This window comes from Faucicola osloensis, from assembly GCF_020041925.1.
In the GTDB taxonomy this organism is placed as follows: domain Bacteria; phylum Pseudomonadota; class Gammaproteobacteria; order Pseudomonadales; family Moraxellaceae; genus Faucicola; species Faucicola osloensis_D.
The window spans coordinates 942,728-958,644 of record NZ_CP083409.1 but is presented as its reverse complement, the minus strand read 5'-3'; the positions used below and the strand labels follow the sequence as shown (position 1 = coordinate 958,644).

Annotated in this window: 12 protein-coding genes; all 12 read left to right on the top strand. The window is 45.2% G+C overall.

Features of this window, described 5'->3' with window-relative positions; translation table 11 throughout:
- Positions 1-106 precede the first annotated feature (106 nt).
- The 12 genes from odhB to LAJ61_RS04125 all read left to right on the top strand — a co-directional run bounded on the left by odhB (position 107) and on the right by LAJ61_RS04125 (position 15,914).
- Positions 107-1,342, top strand: coding sequence for a 2-oxoglutarate dehydrogenase complex dihydrolipoyllysine-residue succinyltransferase (odhB, locus tag LAJ61_RS04180; RefSeq protein ID WP_224054581.1), 1,236 nt, complete (start codon positions 107-109; stop codon positions 1,340-1,342).
- An 87-nt stretch (positions 1,343-1,429) separates the two neighbouring features.
- A complete protein-coding gene (gene lpdA / locus LAJ61_RS04175) occupies positions 1,430-2,878 on the top strand; it encodes a dihydrolipoyl dehydrogenase (protein ID WP_224054580.1) in 1,449 nt (482 codons plus the stop codon).
- A gap of 205 nt (positions 2,879-3,083) precedes the next feature.
- Positions 3,084-4,259: an ADP-forming succinate--CoA ligase subunit beta gene (sucC, locus tag LAJ61_RS04170; protein ID WP_100285191.1), complete on the top strand. Its 1,176-nt coding sequence runs from the start codon at positions 3,084-3,086 to the stop codon at positions 4,257-4,259.
- Between the two features lie 92 nt (positions 4,260-4,351).
- Entirely contained in the window at positions 4,352-5,254 is a 903-nt protein-coding gene (sucD, locus tag LAJ61_RS04165; protein ID WP_065264319.1) for a succinate--CoA ligase subunit alpha, read from the top strand.
- Between the two features lie 213 nt (positions 5,255-5,467).
- The gene (locus LAJ61_RS04160) at positions 5,468-6,355 is read left to right on the top strand and encodes a UTP--glucose-1-phosphate uridylyltransferase (protein WP_224054579.1); all 888 of its coding nucleotides are present in this window, start codon (positions 5,468-5,470) and stop codon (positions 6,353-6,355) included.
- A gap of 17 nt (positions 6,356-6,372) precedes the next feature.
- Entirely contained in the window at positions 6,373-8,019 is a 1,647-nt protein-coding gene (gene pgi, locus LAJ61_RS04155) for a glucose-6-phosphate isomerase (RefSeq protein ID WP_224054578.1), read from the top strand.
- A 28-nt stretch (positions 8,020-8,047) separates the two neighbouring features.
- A complete protein-coding gene (locus tag LAJ61_RS04150; protein ID WP_224054577.1) occupies positions 8,048-9,310 on the top strand; it encodes a UDP-glucose 6-dehydrogenase in 1,263 nt (420 codons plus the stop codon).
- Between the two features lie 8 nt (positions 9,311-9,318).
- Positions 9,319-10,353, top strand: a complete 1,035-nt coding sequence (galE, locus tag LAJ61_RS04145) for a UDP-glucose 4-epimerase GalE (protein ID WP_224054576.1) — start codon at positions 9,319-9,321, stop codon at positions 10,351-10,353.
- A gap of 247 nt (positions 10,354-10,600) precedes the next feature.
- Positions 10,601-11,560, top strand: a complete 960-nt coding sequence (rsmH, locus tag LAJ61_RS04140) for a 16S rRNA (cytosine(1402)-N(4))-methyltransferase RsmH (RefSeq protein ID WP_224054575.1) — start codon at positions 10,601-10,603, stop codon at positions 11,558-11,560.
- Positions 11,561-11,701: 141 nt separating this feature from the next.
- A complete protein-coding gene (gene ftsL / locus LAJ61_RS04135) occupies positions 11,702-12,250 on the top strand; it encodes a cell division protein FtsL (protein ID WP_224054574.1) in 549 nt (182 codons plus the stop codon).
- 12 nt (positions 12,251-12,262) lie between these two features.
- A complete protein-coding gene (locus LAJ61_RS04130) occupies positions 12,263-14,332 on the top strand; it encodes a peptidoglycan D,D-transpeptidase FtsI family protein (RefSeq protein WP_224054573.1) in 2,070 nt (689 codons plus the stop codon).
- A gap of 19 nt (positions 14,333-14,351) precedes the next feature.
- The gene (locus tag LAJ61_RS04125) at positions 14,352-15,914 is read left to right on the top strand and encodes a UDP-N-acetylmuramoyl-L-alanyl-D-glutamate--2,6-diaminopimelate ligase (RefSeq protein WP_224054572.1); all 1,563 of its coding nucleotides are present in this window, start codon (positions 14,352-14,354) and stop codon (positions 15,912-15,914) included.
- The last annotated feature ends 3 nt before the right edge of the window (positions 15,915-15,917 follow it).

The window sequence follows — 15,917 nt, the reverse complement described above, 5'->3', positions numbered from 1 at the left end:
CTAATCCTTCTTGGTTTTTGGTATAGGCAATTGCGCCGAGTGCTAAGACAACAATGAATTTAACCCATTAAAAATGAAAGAATGTGAAATTAACTAGGAGTTTTCCATGAGTGAGATTAAAGTCCCCGTTTTCCCAGAGTCCGTTGCTGACGGTACAATTGTTGCTTGGAATTTTAATGAAGGCGATCAAGTAAGCCGTGACGCTGTATTGTGTGAAATCGAAACCGATAAAGTTGTGATGGAAGTGGTGGCACAAGCTGACGGCGTGCTTAGCAAAATTCTCAAACAAGTTGATGACACAGTGCTTTCTGCTGAAGTCATCGGTGAGCTGACTGAAGGCGCAACCGCAGCTGCATCAGCAAGCCAACCTGCCGAAACCCAAGCACCGGCTGCCCAAGCTGAAGCCGCGCCTGCAGCTGCACAACAAGCGCCTACCGCTCAAGCGACTGCTGAAGCAGATTATAAAGACCAAAGTCCAGCGGTTCGTAAAGCAGCGAATACCACAGGTGTCAATCCTGCAAACGTTGAAGGTTCAGGTCGTGGCGGCCGTGTGACCAAAGAAGACATGGCAAACCCAACCTTAAAAGCCAACAATGCAATTAAAGCAGACAACGGTCAAGTGGTTGCCAATGCCGTCGGTCAACGTGCAGACAAACGTGTGCCAATGACCCGTTTACGCGCCCGTGTTGCTGAGCGTCTGTTAGCCGCTACCCAAGAAACTGCGATGTTGACCACGTTTAACGAAGTGAACATGAAACCTATCATGGACTTACGTGGTGAGTTCAAAGAGCGTTTTGAAAAACGTCATGGTGTAAAACTAGGCTTTATGTCATTGTTTGTAAAAGCTGCTACTGAAGCGTTAAAACGTTTCCCAGCGGTAAATGCCTCTATTGATGGTAGCGATATCGTTTATCATGGTTATTATGATGTGGGTGTTGCGGTATCTAGCGACCGTGGTCTTGTGGTGCCGGTATTACGTGACACTGACCAAATGGGTATGGCAGATATCGAACGTGCGATTGGTAACTATGCATCAAAAGCGCGTGAAGGCAAATTAGGCATTGAAGACATGACGGGTGGTACCTTCACCATTACCAATGGTGGGGTATTTGGTTCACTCATGTCAACCCCAATCATCAATCCACCACAAACAGCAATTTTGGGTATGCACGCGACTAAAGAACGCCCAATGGCGGTTAATGGCGAAGTGGTAATTCTACCTATGATGTACTTGGCGTTGTCGTATGACCACCGTTTAATCGACGGTAAAGAAGCGGTACAGTTCTTGGTGACTATCAAAGAATTGGTTGAAAACCCAGCGATGCTACTTCTCGATTTATAATGAAAAAAGCCTGTATTGGCAACTGTTGATACAGGCTTTTTTGTTTAACAACTTTAACAATAACAACTCAAATTTTTGGTGAAGATTATGAAAGAAAGCTATGATTTGGTAATTATCGGTGGTGGCCCTGGTGGCTATGAAGCAGCTATCCGTGCAGGACAACTGGGTATGAGCGTGGCTTGTATCGAAAAACGTATTAATAAAGGCGAGCCAGCGTTAGGCGGTACCTGTTTGAACGTCGGTTGTATTCCTTCAAAAGCATTGCTAGACAGCTCACATCGCTATGAAGCAACCAAACATGATTTAGCCGACCACGGTATCACCACAGGTGAGGTGGCGATTGACATCAACAAAATGTTAAGTCGTAAAGACGCTATCGTTAAACAATTAACCGGTGGTGTGGCTGCATTGTTAAAAGGTAACGGTGCTGACTGGCTACAAGGTACAGGTAAATTACTTGATGGTAAAGGTGCGGATAAACAAGTTGAATTTACCCCATTAGATGGTTCTGCGCCTACCACTATTACCGCTAAAAATGTGATTTTAGCCTCTGGTTCTGTGCCCATTGATATCCCTGTTGCCCCGATTGATAACGAATATATCGTTGATTCAACGGGCGCGTTAGACTTTACCGAAGTACCCGCACGTCTAGGCGTCATTGGCGGTGGTGTGATTGGTCTTGAACTCGGTTCGGTATGGCGTCGTTTGGGTAGTGAAGTGGTGGTGTTTGAAGCCATGCCAGAATTTTTAGCAGCGGCGGACAAAGCCGTGAGCAAAGAAGCTGCAAAACTACTAAAAGCCCAAGGTATGGACATCCGTATTGATACCAAAGTCACTCAGGCTCAAGTAGAAAATGGTAAGGTGCTTGTATCGTTTGATGCCAAAGGTCAAGCAGGACAAGAAACCTTCGATAAACTCATCGTTTGTGTGGGTCGTCGTGCTTATAAAGAAAACCTACTTGGTGAAAATTCAGGGGTAGAGCTCACTGAACGTGGTTTAGTAGCGGTGAATGACTTCTGTCAAACCAACCTTGATGGCGTCTATGCAATCGGTGACTTGGTGCGTGGTCCAATGCTGGCACACAAAGCGATGGAAGAAGGCATGATGGCAGTTGAACGTATTCATGGTGAAAAAGTTCAAGTCAATTATGATACCATTATTAGCGTGATTTACACACACCCAGAAATTGCATGGGTTGGCTTGACTGAAGAACAAGCCAAAGAGCAAGGTCATGAAGTCAAAACAGGTCAATTCAGCTTAGCTGCCAATGGCCGTGCGTTAGCCGCTGGTGAAGCTCAAGGCTTCATCAAAGTGGTCGCCGATGCCAAAACGGACCGTTTACTGGGTATGCATGTCGTGTCAGCGGGTGCAGGCGATATCGTTCATCAAGGCATGATTGCGATGGAATTCGTATCAAGTATTGAAGATTTGCAGTTGATGACGTTTGCTCACCCAACCATTTCTGAAGCGGTACACGAGGCGGTACTATCAGCGGATGGTCGTGCGATTCATGCGATTCAACGTAAACGCAAATAACTTAGTTCATAAGTAACTTAGTTCATAAGTAACTTGGCTCATAAGTAACTTAGTTCACAAGCAACTGGGCTAATTAGCTTATGCATCAATAGTTTGGATAAAGCAGGTGAGCTAACTAGATTATCAAACATGTTAGCTCACTGTTGACCACACTATTCAAAAATAATTTTAAAACAATGTAAACCAAAACCGAGAGGATAAATTCATGAATTTACATGAGTATCAAGCCAAAGAATTATTAAAAAGCTATGGATTGCCAGTACAAGAAGGTATCATCGCTAAAAATGGCGACGAAGCCGCAGCAGCGTTCGACAAAATGGCAGGCAATGCCGGTGCCGTGGTTGTTAAAGCCCAAGTACATGCTGGTGGGCGTGGTAAAGCGGGCGGCGTAAAGATCGCTAAAACGCGTGAAGAAGCCAAACAAATTGCTGAAGAATTAATTGGTAAAAACTTGGTAACTTACCAAACTGACGCCAACGGTCAACCTGTTAACAGCGTACTTATCGCCGAAGACATGTATCCAATCGCAACTGAATTGTATTTAGGTGCAGTCGTAGACCGTTCAGCCCGTCGTGTCGTATTTATGGCGTCAACTGAAGGTGGTGTGGAAATTGAAAAAGTTGCCGAAGAAACCCCAGAAAAAATCTTGAAAGTAGAGGTTGACCCACTAGTGGGCTTACAACCTTGTCAAGCTCGTGAAGTCGCTTTCAAACTGGGTCTAAAAGACAAACAAATCAACGAATTTGCCAAATTAATGACAGGGGCGTATAAAGCCTTTATTGAAAATGACTTTGCTTTATTTGAAATCAATCCATTAGCGGTTCGTAAATCTGGCGAATTAGCCTGTGTTGACGCCAAAATCGGCATCGACTCAAATGCGCTTTATCGCCTGCCAAAAGTCGCTGAACAACGTGACAAATCACAAGAAAATGAGCGTGAATTAAAAGCCTCAGAATTTGACCTAAACTATGTTGCACTTGAAGGTAACATCGGCTGTATGGTGAATGGTGCCGGTCTTGCGATGGCAACCATGGACATCATCAAACTATACGGCGGTCAACCCGCTAACTTCCTAGACGTAGGCGGCGGTGCGACCAAAGAACGTGTGGTTGAAGCGTTCAAATTAATTCTTGAAGACAAATCAGTCCAAGGCGTACTCATCAATATTTTCGGTGGTATTGTACGTTGTGACATGATTGCTGAAGCGATTATCGAAGCGGTAAAAGAAGTCAACGTCACCGTGCCTGTGGTTGTGCGTCTTGAAGGTAACAATGCTGAAAAAGGTGCGCAAATCCTACGTGATTCAGGTCTTAAATTAATTCCTGCTGAAGGTCTTTCTGAAGCCGGTCAAAAAATTGTTGATGCGGTTAATAATGCCTAATTAAGAAATTATAGGTATGAGCGAGTAGGGCTATGCTATGTGCCCTACTGGTTAATCGTTTAAATCAAACATAAAAAGTAAAAGGAAAAACAATGAGCGTATTAGTTGGAAAAGACACTAAAGTATTAGTGCAAGGTTTCACAGGTAAAAACGGTACTCTACACTCAGAGCAATCAATTGCTTATGGTACCAACATCGTTGGTGGTGTTACCCCAGGTAAAGGCGGTACAACCCACCTTGATCGTCCAGTATTTGATACCATGGATGAAGCAGTAACAGCAACGGGTGCTAATGCCTCTGTTATCTTTGTACCAGCACCATTTGTATTGGACTCAATCGTTGAAGCGATTAACTCTGGCGTAAAATTGATTGTGGTCATCACCGAAGGCGTACCTACCCTAGATATGCTAAAAGCCAAACGTTACCTAGAAAACGTCAACGCTGACCTACAAGCCAACGGCGAAGAAATCATCCGTATGGTGGGTCCAAACTGTCCAGGCGTGATCAGCCCAGGTAAATGCAAAATCGGTATCATGCCAGGTCACATTCACCAAGAAGGTAAAGTCGGTATCATCTCACGTTCTGGTACATTGACTTATGAAGCGGTTGCCCAAACCACTAAACTTGGCTTTGGTCAATCAACCTGTATCGGTATCGGTGGTGACCCAATCCCAGGTATGAACCAAATCGACGCATTAAAATTGCTTCAAGATGACCCACAAACCGAAGCAATTGTATTAATCGGTGAAATCGGTGGTACGGCTGAAGAAGAAGCGGCTGCATATGTCAAAGACCACGTGACTAAACCCGTTATTGGTTATATCGCAGGTGTCACAGCACCAAAAGGTAAACGTATGGGACATGCCGGTGCGATTATCTCAGGTGGTAAAGGTACGGCGGAAGAAAAATTCAAAGCCTTTGAAGAGGCTGGTATTGCTTATACCCGTGACCCTTCAAAAATCGGTGAAAAAGTAAAAGAAGTCACTGGTTGGTAGTTATCGGCTATTTTGACTAATCAAGAGCAGATAATCATTGGGTTATCTGCTTTTTTATTATCCGCTGGTGTTAGCAAACGCTGGTGTTAGAAAAATACCTTCAATCAATTTTAATAATGTATTTAAAATACTCGGGCAGATAAAATATTTGCCATAAAAATATGTTAAGCTTGATATCAACTATTTGAACAACTTATCTTATTAAGAGTCACTATGCCGACAAAAATCACTCACGCTGTTATCCCTGTGGCAGGGTTTGGCACGCGTATGCTACCACTATCAAAAGCAGTGCCAAAAGAGTTGCTACCGCTTGGCAATAAGCCAGCCATTCAATATGTCGTTGAAGAAGCGATTGCCGCAGGTTTAACCAATATTGTCTTGGTCAATCATGCGCAAAAAACCGCCATTGAAAACTATTTTGACATCAATAGCGAGCTTGATACCCAGTTACGGGCTAAAGGTAAAGCGGCGCAAGCAGATAGTTTAAACTGGCTACCTGCAGGGGTCACGGTTACCAGTGTACGCCAAGGCAAACCGTTAGGATTAGGGCATGCCGTCTTGCAAGCCCGTGCCATTGTAGGTGATGAACCGTTTGCTGTGCTGTTGCCCGATGTGATTTTAAACCCTTATAACACTGACTATACTCAGCAGAATTTAGCCTACATGCTACAGCAGTTTGCCAAGCAGCAGCATTCACAGATATTGGTTGATCCTGTCAAAGAAAGTGATATTCACAAATATGGTATTGCCAAGCTAGCCAGCACACAAATGGTAGCAAAGTGTGAACAAAACCAGTCGTTTGCTGTGACGGGGTTTGTGGAAAAACCCAAAGCTGAGGACGCGCCTTCTAACTTGGCTGTCGTTGGGCGCTATGTATTTAATAATGCTATTTTTGATTATCTAGCCAACACGCAGCCAAGTGTGGGTGGGGAAATTCAGCTGACCGATGCCATTGATGCGCTTATTAGCACGCAAGGGGTAGACGTGGTTAGCATGGTGGGTAACAGCTTTGATGCAGGTGATATGAATAGTTACTTGCAAGCCGTGGGTTATTTTGCCACCCAATTGGGTATTGAAGCGTTTCAACATACAGCAAATTAATATAGGGTCATAGACGAATGTCAACCGATACAAGTGCGAATCGTACATGGCAAACACTGTCTACTCAAGCAGATAGTATGGCCTCGCTTAATCAACTGTTTAGCCAACAATCCAATCGCGGCTCACAGTACCGCGTTGCTGCGTGCGACATGATCATGGATTTTAGTAAACAAAAAATTGATGCGGCTGTGCTTAGTAATTTAATCACACTGGCAAATGAGCGTGAGTTAGCGCAAGAAATCCATCGGCTGATGACGGGCGAAATCGTGAACGATACTGAGCATCGCCCTGCACTGCATACCGCGTTAAGACAGCCGCAAGGCGAGCAGGTTTGGGTCGAAGGTGTCAATGTCATTGAGCAGGTGCATACCAGCTTACAAAAAGCGGAAAATTTGGTGGAGCGGATTCGTAATGGGGTCTGGCGTGGTTATTCTGGTCAGGCAATCACGGATGTCGTAAATATTGGGGTCGGTGGCTCAGATCTAGGGCCTGTGATGGCAACAACGGCACTAAAAGAATGGACAGATACCCCTATCAGTGTGCATTTTGTCTCCAATATGGATGGCACCCAGCTCGATAGTTTGCTTAAGGTATTAAATCCGCAAACCACGCTGTTTATTATCTCGTCGAAATCATTTTCCACCATTGATACGCTGTCCAATGCCAAGACGGCGATGTCATGGTTGTTAGCCAGTCATGACAACAAAGCCACTATTTTGCGTCGTCATTTTATTGGGATTTCTACCAAAGCGGATAAGATGTCAGAATGGGGTATTCATGTCGATAACCAACTAATGCTCTGGGATTGGGTTGGGGGTCGATTCTCCATGTGGTCGGTGATTGGACTGGCGATTGCCATAAAAATTGGCATGCACAATTTTTATGAGCTGCTAGCAGGTGCCTATGAGATGGATCGACATTTTGCCACCGCCGATTTTGCTCAAAACATGCCTGTGTTGTTAGGGCTACTGGGTGTTTGGAACAGTACGTTTTTACACATTAACGCCCATACGGTTTTACCTTATGATGGTCGGTTATCTTTTTTTCCCAACTACTTAACCCAGCTTGAGATGGAGAGTAACGGTAAATCTGTCAATCGCCAAGGTGAGGCAGTAGCTTACAGTACTTGTCCGATTTTGTGGGGTGATATTGGCTCCAATGCTCAGCATGCGTTTTATCAGTTGCTGCATCAAGGCACACAGGCAGTCAGTTGTGATTTTATTGCCCCAATCAAACGCTACGCAGATGCCCAAACAATCAATAAAAACTTGCTTGAGCAGCATGGACTTTCGCTTGCCAACTGCTTAGCGCAAAGTCAAGTGCTGGCGTTTGGCAATGCCGCCATCAAAGACAGTAATAATGGTATGGATAAATTCAAACATTATCGCGGCAATCAGCCGTCAACGACCATTCTACTCAAACAGCTGACCCCAAGAACGTTAGGGTCACTCATTGCGCTGTATGAGCACAAAGTGTTTGTTATGTCAGTCATTTGGCAGATTAACCCATTTGACCAGTGGGGGGTTGAAGTGGGTAAAGTGATGGCTAATGCCGTCTTTGATGCCTTGGTATCAACGCAAGAATTATCGCCGCAACAAGCGCAGCCATTTGACAGCTCAACCAATCAGTTGCTAAATACCATTAAAACAACCTTTGCAAGCTGATAATGGATAGGGATAAAAGAAGAAAACAATGACAAAAACTGTATATGTAATTGGCAGTACCAATGAATCCATCAATGCCTGTATTTTGCTTGCTACCCTTGAATATCAAGTCAGGCTATTGACCGATGACGATAGCCTTCAGCAGGTCATGAATGATTACCAGTTTGATCGGCAGATGGTGCTACTGTGGCAGTTGTACCAATCTCAAGGCAACATCGTTACCCAGCCTTTGCCCACCCATGATTTTTCAGCCTATGTCAACGCAGATGATATTTGGTTGTTTGTCGATGGCGTATCAGCGCAGGCACTTGACCAATTTGGCTCATTTCATTTTAACCCAACGACCCAGATTATCATCAGCGGTGTCAAAGCCATTGGTGAGGTTGAGCAATTCGCGCGCAAATTGACGACTACTTGGGTGTATTATCTTCCGTTTATTTTTATGAAAGATGGGGCGAATTTTAGTTCTTTTTTCCAAGCTGATTTGGCACTGATTGGTGAAAAAACGCAAGGCAGTAGCGCGCACAACAACATTTTGCTATTTTTTATTGAAAAAAGTGATAAGCACTTTATTACCGATATCAAAACGGCAGAATTTGCGCGCAGTAGTATCATGGGAATGCTAGCAACACGCTTGTCTTTCATGAACGAAATGGCGCGTCTCGCCGCCAGTGAACAGGTCAATATCAAACAAGTTGAGCAAATCCTTGGGCTGGATAAACGCATTGGTAAAGATTATCTCAAAGCAGGTTGGGGATTTGGTGGCAAGTCATTACCGCTAGAATTGGATTTTTTGATTGATAGTTTTAAGCACAATCAAGTAGAGACATCGTTGCTCGAGGCGGTAAAATCCATTAATGAAGACCAAAAAGAACTGATTTTCCGTGAATTTTGGCAATATTTTGATGGCTTTATCGAAAATAAAACGGTGATGATTTGGGGCTCAGGCTATCGTAATGGGACAGGACGCACCACCCATTCAGCGTTTCATCCACTCATTAAATTATTGTGGTCATACAATATCAAGACGATTGTGTATGCCAACAATACCAAAGAAGAATTGTTAGAGTTATACGGTAATCATCCGCTGTTTTCATTGACCGACGATGCCTATGCGCCGCTTACGCAAGTGCAAGCGTTGTTTATTGTCAACTGGTCGCTACCGATCAAGCCGGATATCAATCGTTTAAATAACATTGCATTACCCATTTTTGATGCAAAAAATACGTTAACCGAACCACAAATTCAGCAGCTCGTTGGTTTTTATACCGGTATAGGCTGTAAAAAATAGGCAAAACAATGATAAATCAAAGCAAAAAAATCTTAGTGACTGGCGGTGCAGGCTATATCGGCTCACATACATTAATTGAGCTAATTGCCGCAGGATTTACCCCTGTAGTGTATGATAATTTATCCAATAGTAGCCCAGCCTCACTGGCGCGTGTCCAGCAAATTGTAGGGCAATCCATTGAGTTTATCGAAGGCGATATTTTGGACACAAAGCTGCTTGCCAAAACCTTTGCCGCCCATGACTTCACTGCGGTGATTCATTTTGCAGGGCTAAAGGCGGTCGGTGAATCGGTTGCCAAGCCACTTTGGTATTATCAAAACAATGTCGCAGGCACGCTCAATCTACTCGATGCGATGACGCAAGCCAATGTCAAAAACTTGATTTTCTCGTCATCAGCAACCGTGTATGGCGACCCAGAAGCCTTGCCGATTGTCGAATCCTCACCGCGTTCTGCGACCAATCCGTATGGGCAAAGCAAGCTGATGATTGAATATATGCTTGAAGACTTGGCAAAATCAGATAACCACTGGCAATTAATTTCACTGCGCTATTTTAATCCCATTGGTGCCCACCATACCGGAACCATAGGTGAAAATCCCAATGGCATTCCAAACAATTTGATGCCGTATGTTAGCCAAGTGGCAGTGGGTAAGCTGCCGCAGTTAAGCGTGTTTGGCAATGATTATGATACCGTGGATGGAACAGGCGTGCGAGATTACATCCATGTGGTTGATTTGGCAAAAGGGCATGTCGCCGCTTTACAGTATTTGGAACAGCAAACCCAGCTCGGATTTGAGCCGATTAACTTGGGTACAGGTAAAGGAACATCTGTATTAGAATTGGTCAATGCCTTTATCAAAACCACTAATCAACCCGTGCCTTATAGCATAGCGCCAAGACGACCTGGCGACATTGCCAGCTGTTATGCCAGTAGTGATAAAGCCAAGCATCTGTTGGGCTGGCAAGCTGAGTTTGATATCGAGCGTATGTGTACCGACACTTGGCGTTGGCAAAGCCAAAACCCTAATGGCTATGACGATTAAGCGCTCCTTTAATATTATTGAACATTAACGAATATTAATGACGGTTTTATAACCGTCTTTTTTATGGCTAGGTTTTATCAAAGATGAGCATTTTTATCATAAAAACCCAGTCAAGGTTATGATTTTACTTGACCCTAGGCTCGCTTCAGCGATAATAGGGGGTTAGATAAATTATGATTTTTATTTGTTTTCACCCTAGCGATTGTTTAGTGAATTTCTTTTTTCTTATTGTCCCATTGAGCCTGTTATGACTGTTAGCGCACCCGAATTTATCCATGAAACTGTTTTGCTAAAAGAAACGGTGGCAAGTGTGCTCAATGTAACTGTAGCGGAGCTAGAGACTGGAACCATCAAAAAAACGGGCACCTTTGTCGATGCCACATTTGGGCGGGGTGGGCACAGCCGATTGCTGTTAACTTATTTGGATGAAGACAGTCGTCTGCTCGTGTTTGATAAAGACCCCCAAGCCATACAAACAGCGCAAGCATTGGCAGTCAGTGATGCGCGCGTGATAGTGATTCATGATAGTTTTGCCAAGCTGCAAGAAAATCTGCAGCGATTAGGGATTGAACAGGTCGATGGGATTATGGCAGATTTGGGCGTGTCCTCACCGCAGCTTGATGACGGTAGCCGCGGCTTTAGTTTTATGCGCGATGGTGCGGTTGATATGCGTATGGATACCACCCGTGGCGAATCGGTCGCCCAATGGTTAAAACGCGTGGATGAAACCGTGCTTGCAGATGTGCTATATAACTATGGCGAAGAACGACACAGTCGCCGTATTGCAAGGGCAATCAAACAAATGGAGCACTATGATTCTACCCTAGCGCTGGCAGAAACCATCAAACAGGCGCATCCCAATTGGCAAAAAGGCAAGCACCCTGCCACCCAAAGTTTTCAAGCCATGCGTATTTTTATCAATAATGAACTCGGTGATATCGATAGCTTTTTGGATCAATCGCTCATGGCGCTTAACGTAGGGGGGCGCTTGGCGGTGATTAGTTTTCATTCGCTAGAAGACCGTATCATCAAGCAGTTTTTGCAAAAACACAGTAAAGGTCAATATCCTGAAGATGCCAATTTGCCGATGCCACCCAAACGCCCCAAACTCCTATCTAAACCTGAGCGTGTCGCCCCGTTGGCTACTGAAATAAAAACCAACCCGCGCGCCAGAAGTGCTTGGCTTCGGTCAGCCACCCGATTGTAAAAGTCGCCGTTTTTGTAACATGATATTTATAACAAACAATAAAAAGCGATTGCATTAACCAAACTTACATGGGTTGCGTTATAATAACTTGTTTTATCTTGATACCCTGCTCTTCGATATAAAAAGCTCTTTGATATAAAAATGCCAAAATCTCAGCCCCTGCCTCCCATGACGAGTGACCCCATGCCGAATGGCCGCGATAATCAAAATTCGCCGAAAAAAAATCGTCTTTTCTCCGCCAAAAATAACGAAGCAACGGTAAAAAATAATACGACGATGAAAAAAAGCAATGAAGGCTTGGGTGCCAGTATTAGCGAGATGCTCGATACTGAGTATCGCGGTGTTAGTCTATATACGGTTGCGATGATGCTATTAGTGGTTGCGATTTTGTGGACAGGGGTGAGCGTCGTCGAGCAAATCCAAACTTATCACCAACAATATGGCGAGCTGCAAAAACTCAAAAAACAATTTCGCCAGCTGCAAATGGAACACCAACGTATGCTGATTGAGCAGCAAACCTTTAGCGCTACCCCGCAAGTGACCAAACGCGCGGTGACTGAGCTCAATATGTTTTACCCTAACTTGTCCGATCGTATGATTATTCATGACAACAAAGTCACGGTATTTACTAGTGACGCCGGCAGCAACGAGTCAAACACTCCAGCTATCAATCCAGAAACGCAGCATTGATGAGGCAACCGCTTGACTACTCGCAATAAAAAATCGATAACCACCAAAGTTGCCAATGCTATGTCAGGGCGACCCACCAAAGTGCCTGTACTCAAAGTCACTGCCCCTAAAATCAATGCGTCAAAGCGTCGTAGTGGTGCCTCACGCCAAGGCAGCATTGAAGAAGATGCCATTCGCTTTAAGTCCATTTGGATAGCGATGGGGCTGGTGTTTGTGGCGATTTTTGGACGATTGGCATACATCCAAGTCATTAATAAGTCCTACTATCAAGGTAAAGGTAATTCGCTCATTACCACCGTCAAAAAAGAGCCGTCTTACCGGGGTATGATCACCGATCGCAATAACATGCCGCTTGCGATTTCAGCGCCATTAACCTCTGCGTATTTTAGTCCACATGATTATGCGGTTGAATACTACGAGCTCAAAGCACGCCAACAAGAATTGCAAAAGTCTAAACCGAGTAAATCAGTCAGTCGTGAGCTTGAGCGCGTTGCAAAACGCTTGCAGAACATGGATTTAGCCAAACTTTCGGCATTGACAGGCATTAGCGTCAGCGAATTTAAAAATGCGGTACGTATCAATGACAACATCAATCTTGCCGATAAAGAGGCAATCAAAGCCGTATTGCCCACGGGCGCAGGGTCGCATTATTTTCCATTAATGAAAAATGTACAACCTGAAGCAGCACAGCCGCTCATCGATGCCAATTTTGCTGGGGTCAGTACCGACACGTTTTATCAGCGCTACTATCCACAGCCACAGCCCAATGCCCAATTATTGGGCTTTATGGCGCGTACCAATCTGGCAGATGGCACGCACTACCAAGGGCAAGCTGGGGTAGAGCGCGTATTTAATGACATGCTATCGGGTAAAGATGGCGAAGTCATGGTCATGCGTGATGCCAAAAACAACAGCATTAAAGAAATCGAACAAGTCAAACCTGAAGTCGCTGGCAAGGATTTACAATTAACCGTTGATTCACGGCTACAATATATCTTGTACCAAGAGCTTGAAAAAGTCGGGCGTGTGCAGCAGGCGCGCTGGGCAGCGGGTATGATTGTCGATGTCAACTCGGGCGAAGTGATGGCAATGTCCAACTGGCCGTCGTTTAACGCCAATGACTTAAATAGCTTATCCAATGAAAACCAGCGTAACCATGCCTTGATGGATGTATTTGAACCCGGTTCGGTGATGAAACCCATCACTGTTGCCACGGGTTTAAAGTCAGGACAGTACAATGCCAACTCGCTGGTTAATACCAGTCCAGGGAGCATGGTGGTGCAAGGGCATACTATTCGTGACCATGGCAATTTAGGCACCATTAGTCTGCGTACCCTACTGCAAAAATCGAGTAATATCGGCTCAGCAAAAATTGCCCTTTCTTTGCCTGCCACCGTGATGAGTGATACGCAAAAAGCCTTTGGGTTTGGCGCAAAAACCAACCTAAAATTACCCGGTGAGTCCGCAGGTTTAGTGCCAACGCCTGAGCAAAATGAAATCGCACGCCGCGCAACTGTGTCGTACGGTTACGGTCTGCAAGTCACACTAGCGCAGCTTGCGCAAGCTTACAGTGTGTTAGGTGCAGGGGGTGTGATGCATCCGTTGACGCTTCTTAAAAGTACCCGTGATAACGCGCTCAATAGCAGTAGTACCAATAATGTCTCCGTCCCTTTTGCCAAACCTGCCGCCAAGCAAGTCATCAAAACCAGCGATGCACTTACCATTGTCGATATGATGACGTCAGTCACTGAGCCTGGCGGTACGGCAACCTTAGCCGCTATCGATGGCTACCGGGTGGCGGGTAAAACAGGTACGGCAAGACGCACCAATCCCAAAGGCGGTTATTACAACGACCAATACCGCACCGCGTTTGTCGGTATTGCCCCTGCTTCCAACCCACGTTTTGTGGTCGCCATCATGGTTGAAGACCCGCGTGTTTACAAATTTGGTGGTTTGGTTGCAGCACCCGTGTTCCGCAGTGTGATGAAAGAAGCCTTGCGTTTGTACAATGTGCCGTTTGACAAGCCGCTATCGGGTAAAGAAACCACTGCCGCCAGCATCGAAAGTGTCAATGACTTATAACAACCCTATGGAAAAAGCTATGATTACGTTGCAACCGATGATGTCTGCGCTATCACTACCAGAAAACGCAAGACAACTGTTAAACCCTGTCATGAATCAACCATTTGGGCAGTTTGTGGTCGATAGCCGTCAAGTGGGTCAGGGCGATGTATTTGTATTGCTAAAGAGTCAAAACGCGAGCGACAGCCTCGATTTGGAAAAAGTTGCAGGTTATCTTGCCCAAGTCGCAGACAAAGCGGCGTTTGTGTTGTCAGAAATTGATGTATCTGCGATCCAGTCGCAGTTTATGTTGCCGATTATTTATTTGCCCACCATTCGTGATTTTTTAGGTTCTCTGATTCAAACCAGTTTGCAACAGCAACATCCCACTAAGCTACCGGCGGTCATCGCGGTGACAGGCACCAATGGCAAGACCACCGTAAGTCAACTGGTTGCCCAACTCATCAGTCAATCGGGCATCAAAACTGCGGTCATGGGTACGGCAGGTAACGGGGTTTTGCCAAATTTAACCCCAAGTACCCACACCACCTTAGAAGTGTTTAATCTGCAACATGCGATTGATGATTTTGCCAAGCAAGGCGTACAAGCGTTAGCCATTGAAGCCAGCTCTCACGGGTTACACCAACAGCGGCTGCAAGGCGTCCCTGTCAACGTGGCGATATTTACCAATTTAAGTCGTGATCATCTCGACTATCATACTAACATGGACGATTATGCGCAGGCGAAAGCGCGACTGTTTGCTAAAGCACATTTTCCCACCCTCACTCACGCGATTATTAATTTAGATGATGAATTTAGTGAATTGATGATTGAGGCAGCCAACGCATCCCATTTAACCGTGTGGACGTATAGTTTGACCAATGACCAAGCCGATTTTTTTGCCAAAACCATCCTGCCTAGTTTGCAAGGGGGTGATTTGACCATTGCTCTTTCAAAAGCTGTCACGCCACAAGGTGAATTAACGGTGAACAGTCCCCTGTTAGGGCGATTTAATGTGGCCAATTTGTTGGCGAGTATCGCAGGCGCCTTCGCGTTATCGCAAAGTGCCGCGATGGAATTGAGTGTGGCGCAAATCCAAGCGGCAGTTCCAAAGCTTCGTGGCGCCACAGGTCGTATGGATCGGGTGCCATCGACCAGCAGCTGTTTTATCGTGGATTATGCGCATACGCCAGATGCGCTAGAGCAGGTGTTGACCAGTTTAAAATCGCACTGTACAGGTGAGCTGTGGGCGGTATTTGGCTGTGGTGGCGACCGTGATAAGGGTAAACGTCCACTAATGGCGCAAGCAGGACTGCGCCTAGCTGACAAAGTGATTTTGACTGCCGATAACCCACGCAGTGAAGACCCCAACGCGATTTTGAACGATATGCAAGCGGGCATGACTTGTGAGCAGCACTATCAAGCCATTATCGAGCCAGACCGTCAAAAGGCGATTGAATATGCGGTGCAACATGCCAAGCCTAACGATATCGTGGTGATTGCAGGCAAAGGGCATGAAACCTATCAAGAAATCAAAGGGGTACGCCACGATTTTGATGATAAAGTGGTGGTAAAAAATGCCATTGACAAATTTGGCAAATAACTT

Bases quoted from the DNA above. Each gene is read 5' to 3' on its own strand.
- galE (WP_224054576.1), top strand. From the start codon at position 9,319: ATGATAAATCAAAGCAAAAAAATCTTAGTGACTGGCGGTGCAGGCTAT.
- lpdA (WP_224054580.1), top strand. From the start codon at position 1,430: ATGAAAGAAAGCTATGATTTGGTAATTATCGGTGGTGGCCCTGGTGGC.
- sucD (WP_065264319.1), top strand. From the start codon at position 4,352: ATGAGCGTATTAGTTGGAAAAGACACTAAAGTATTAGTGCAAGGTTTC.
- sucC (WP_100285191.1), top strand. From the start codon at position 3,084: ATGAATTTACATGAGTATCAAGCCAAAGAATTATTAAAAAGCTATGGA.
- LAJ61_RS04125 (WP_224054572.1), top strand. From the start codon at position 14,352: ATGATTACGTTGCAACCGATGATGTCTGCGCTATCACTACCAGAAAAC.
- rsmH (WP_224054575.1), top strand. From the start codon at position 10,601: ATGACTGTTAGCGCACCCGAATTTATCCATGAAACTGTTTTGCTAAAA.
- odhB (WP_224054581.1), top strand. From the start codon at position 107: ATGAGTGAGATTAAAGTCCCCGTTTTCCCAGAGTCCGTTGCTGACGGT.
- LAJ61_RS04150 (WP_224054577.1), top strand. From the start codon at position 8,048: ATGACAAAAACTGTATATGTAATTGGCAGTACCAATGAATCCATCAAT.
- pgi (WP_224054578.1), top strand. From the start codon at position 6,373: ATGTCAACCGATACAAGTGCGAATCGTACATGGCAAACACTGTCTACT.
- ftsL (WP_224054574.1), top strand. From the start codon at position 11,702: ATGCCAAAATCTCAGCCCCTGCCTCCCATGACGAGTGACCCCATGCCG.
- LAJ61_RS04160 (WP_224054579.1), top strand. From the start codon at position 5,468: ATGCCGACAAAAATCACTCACGCTGTTATCCCTGTGGCAGGGTTTGGC.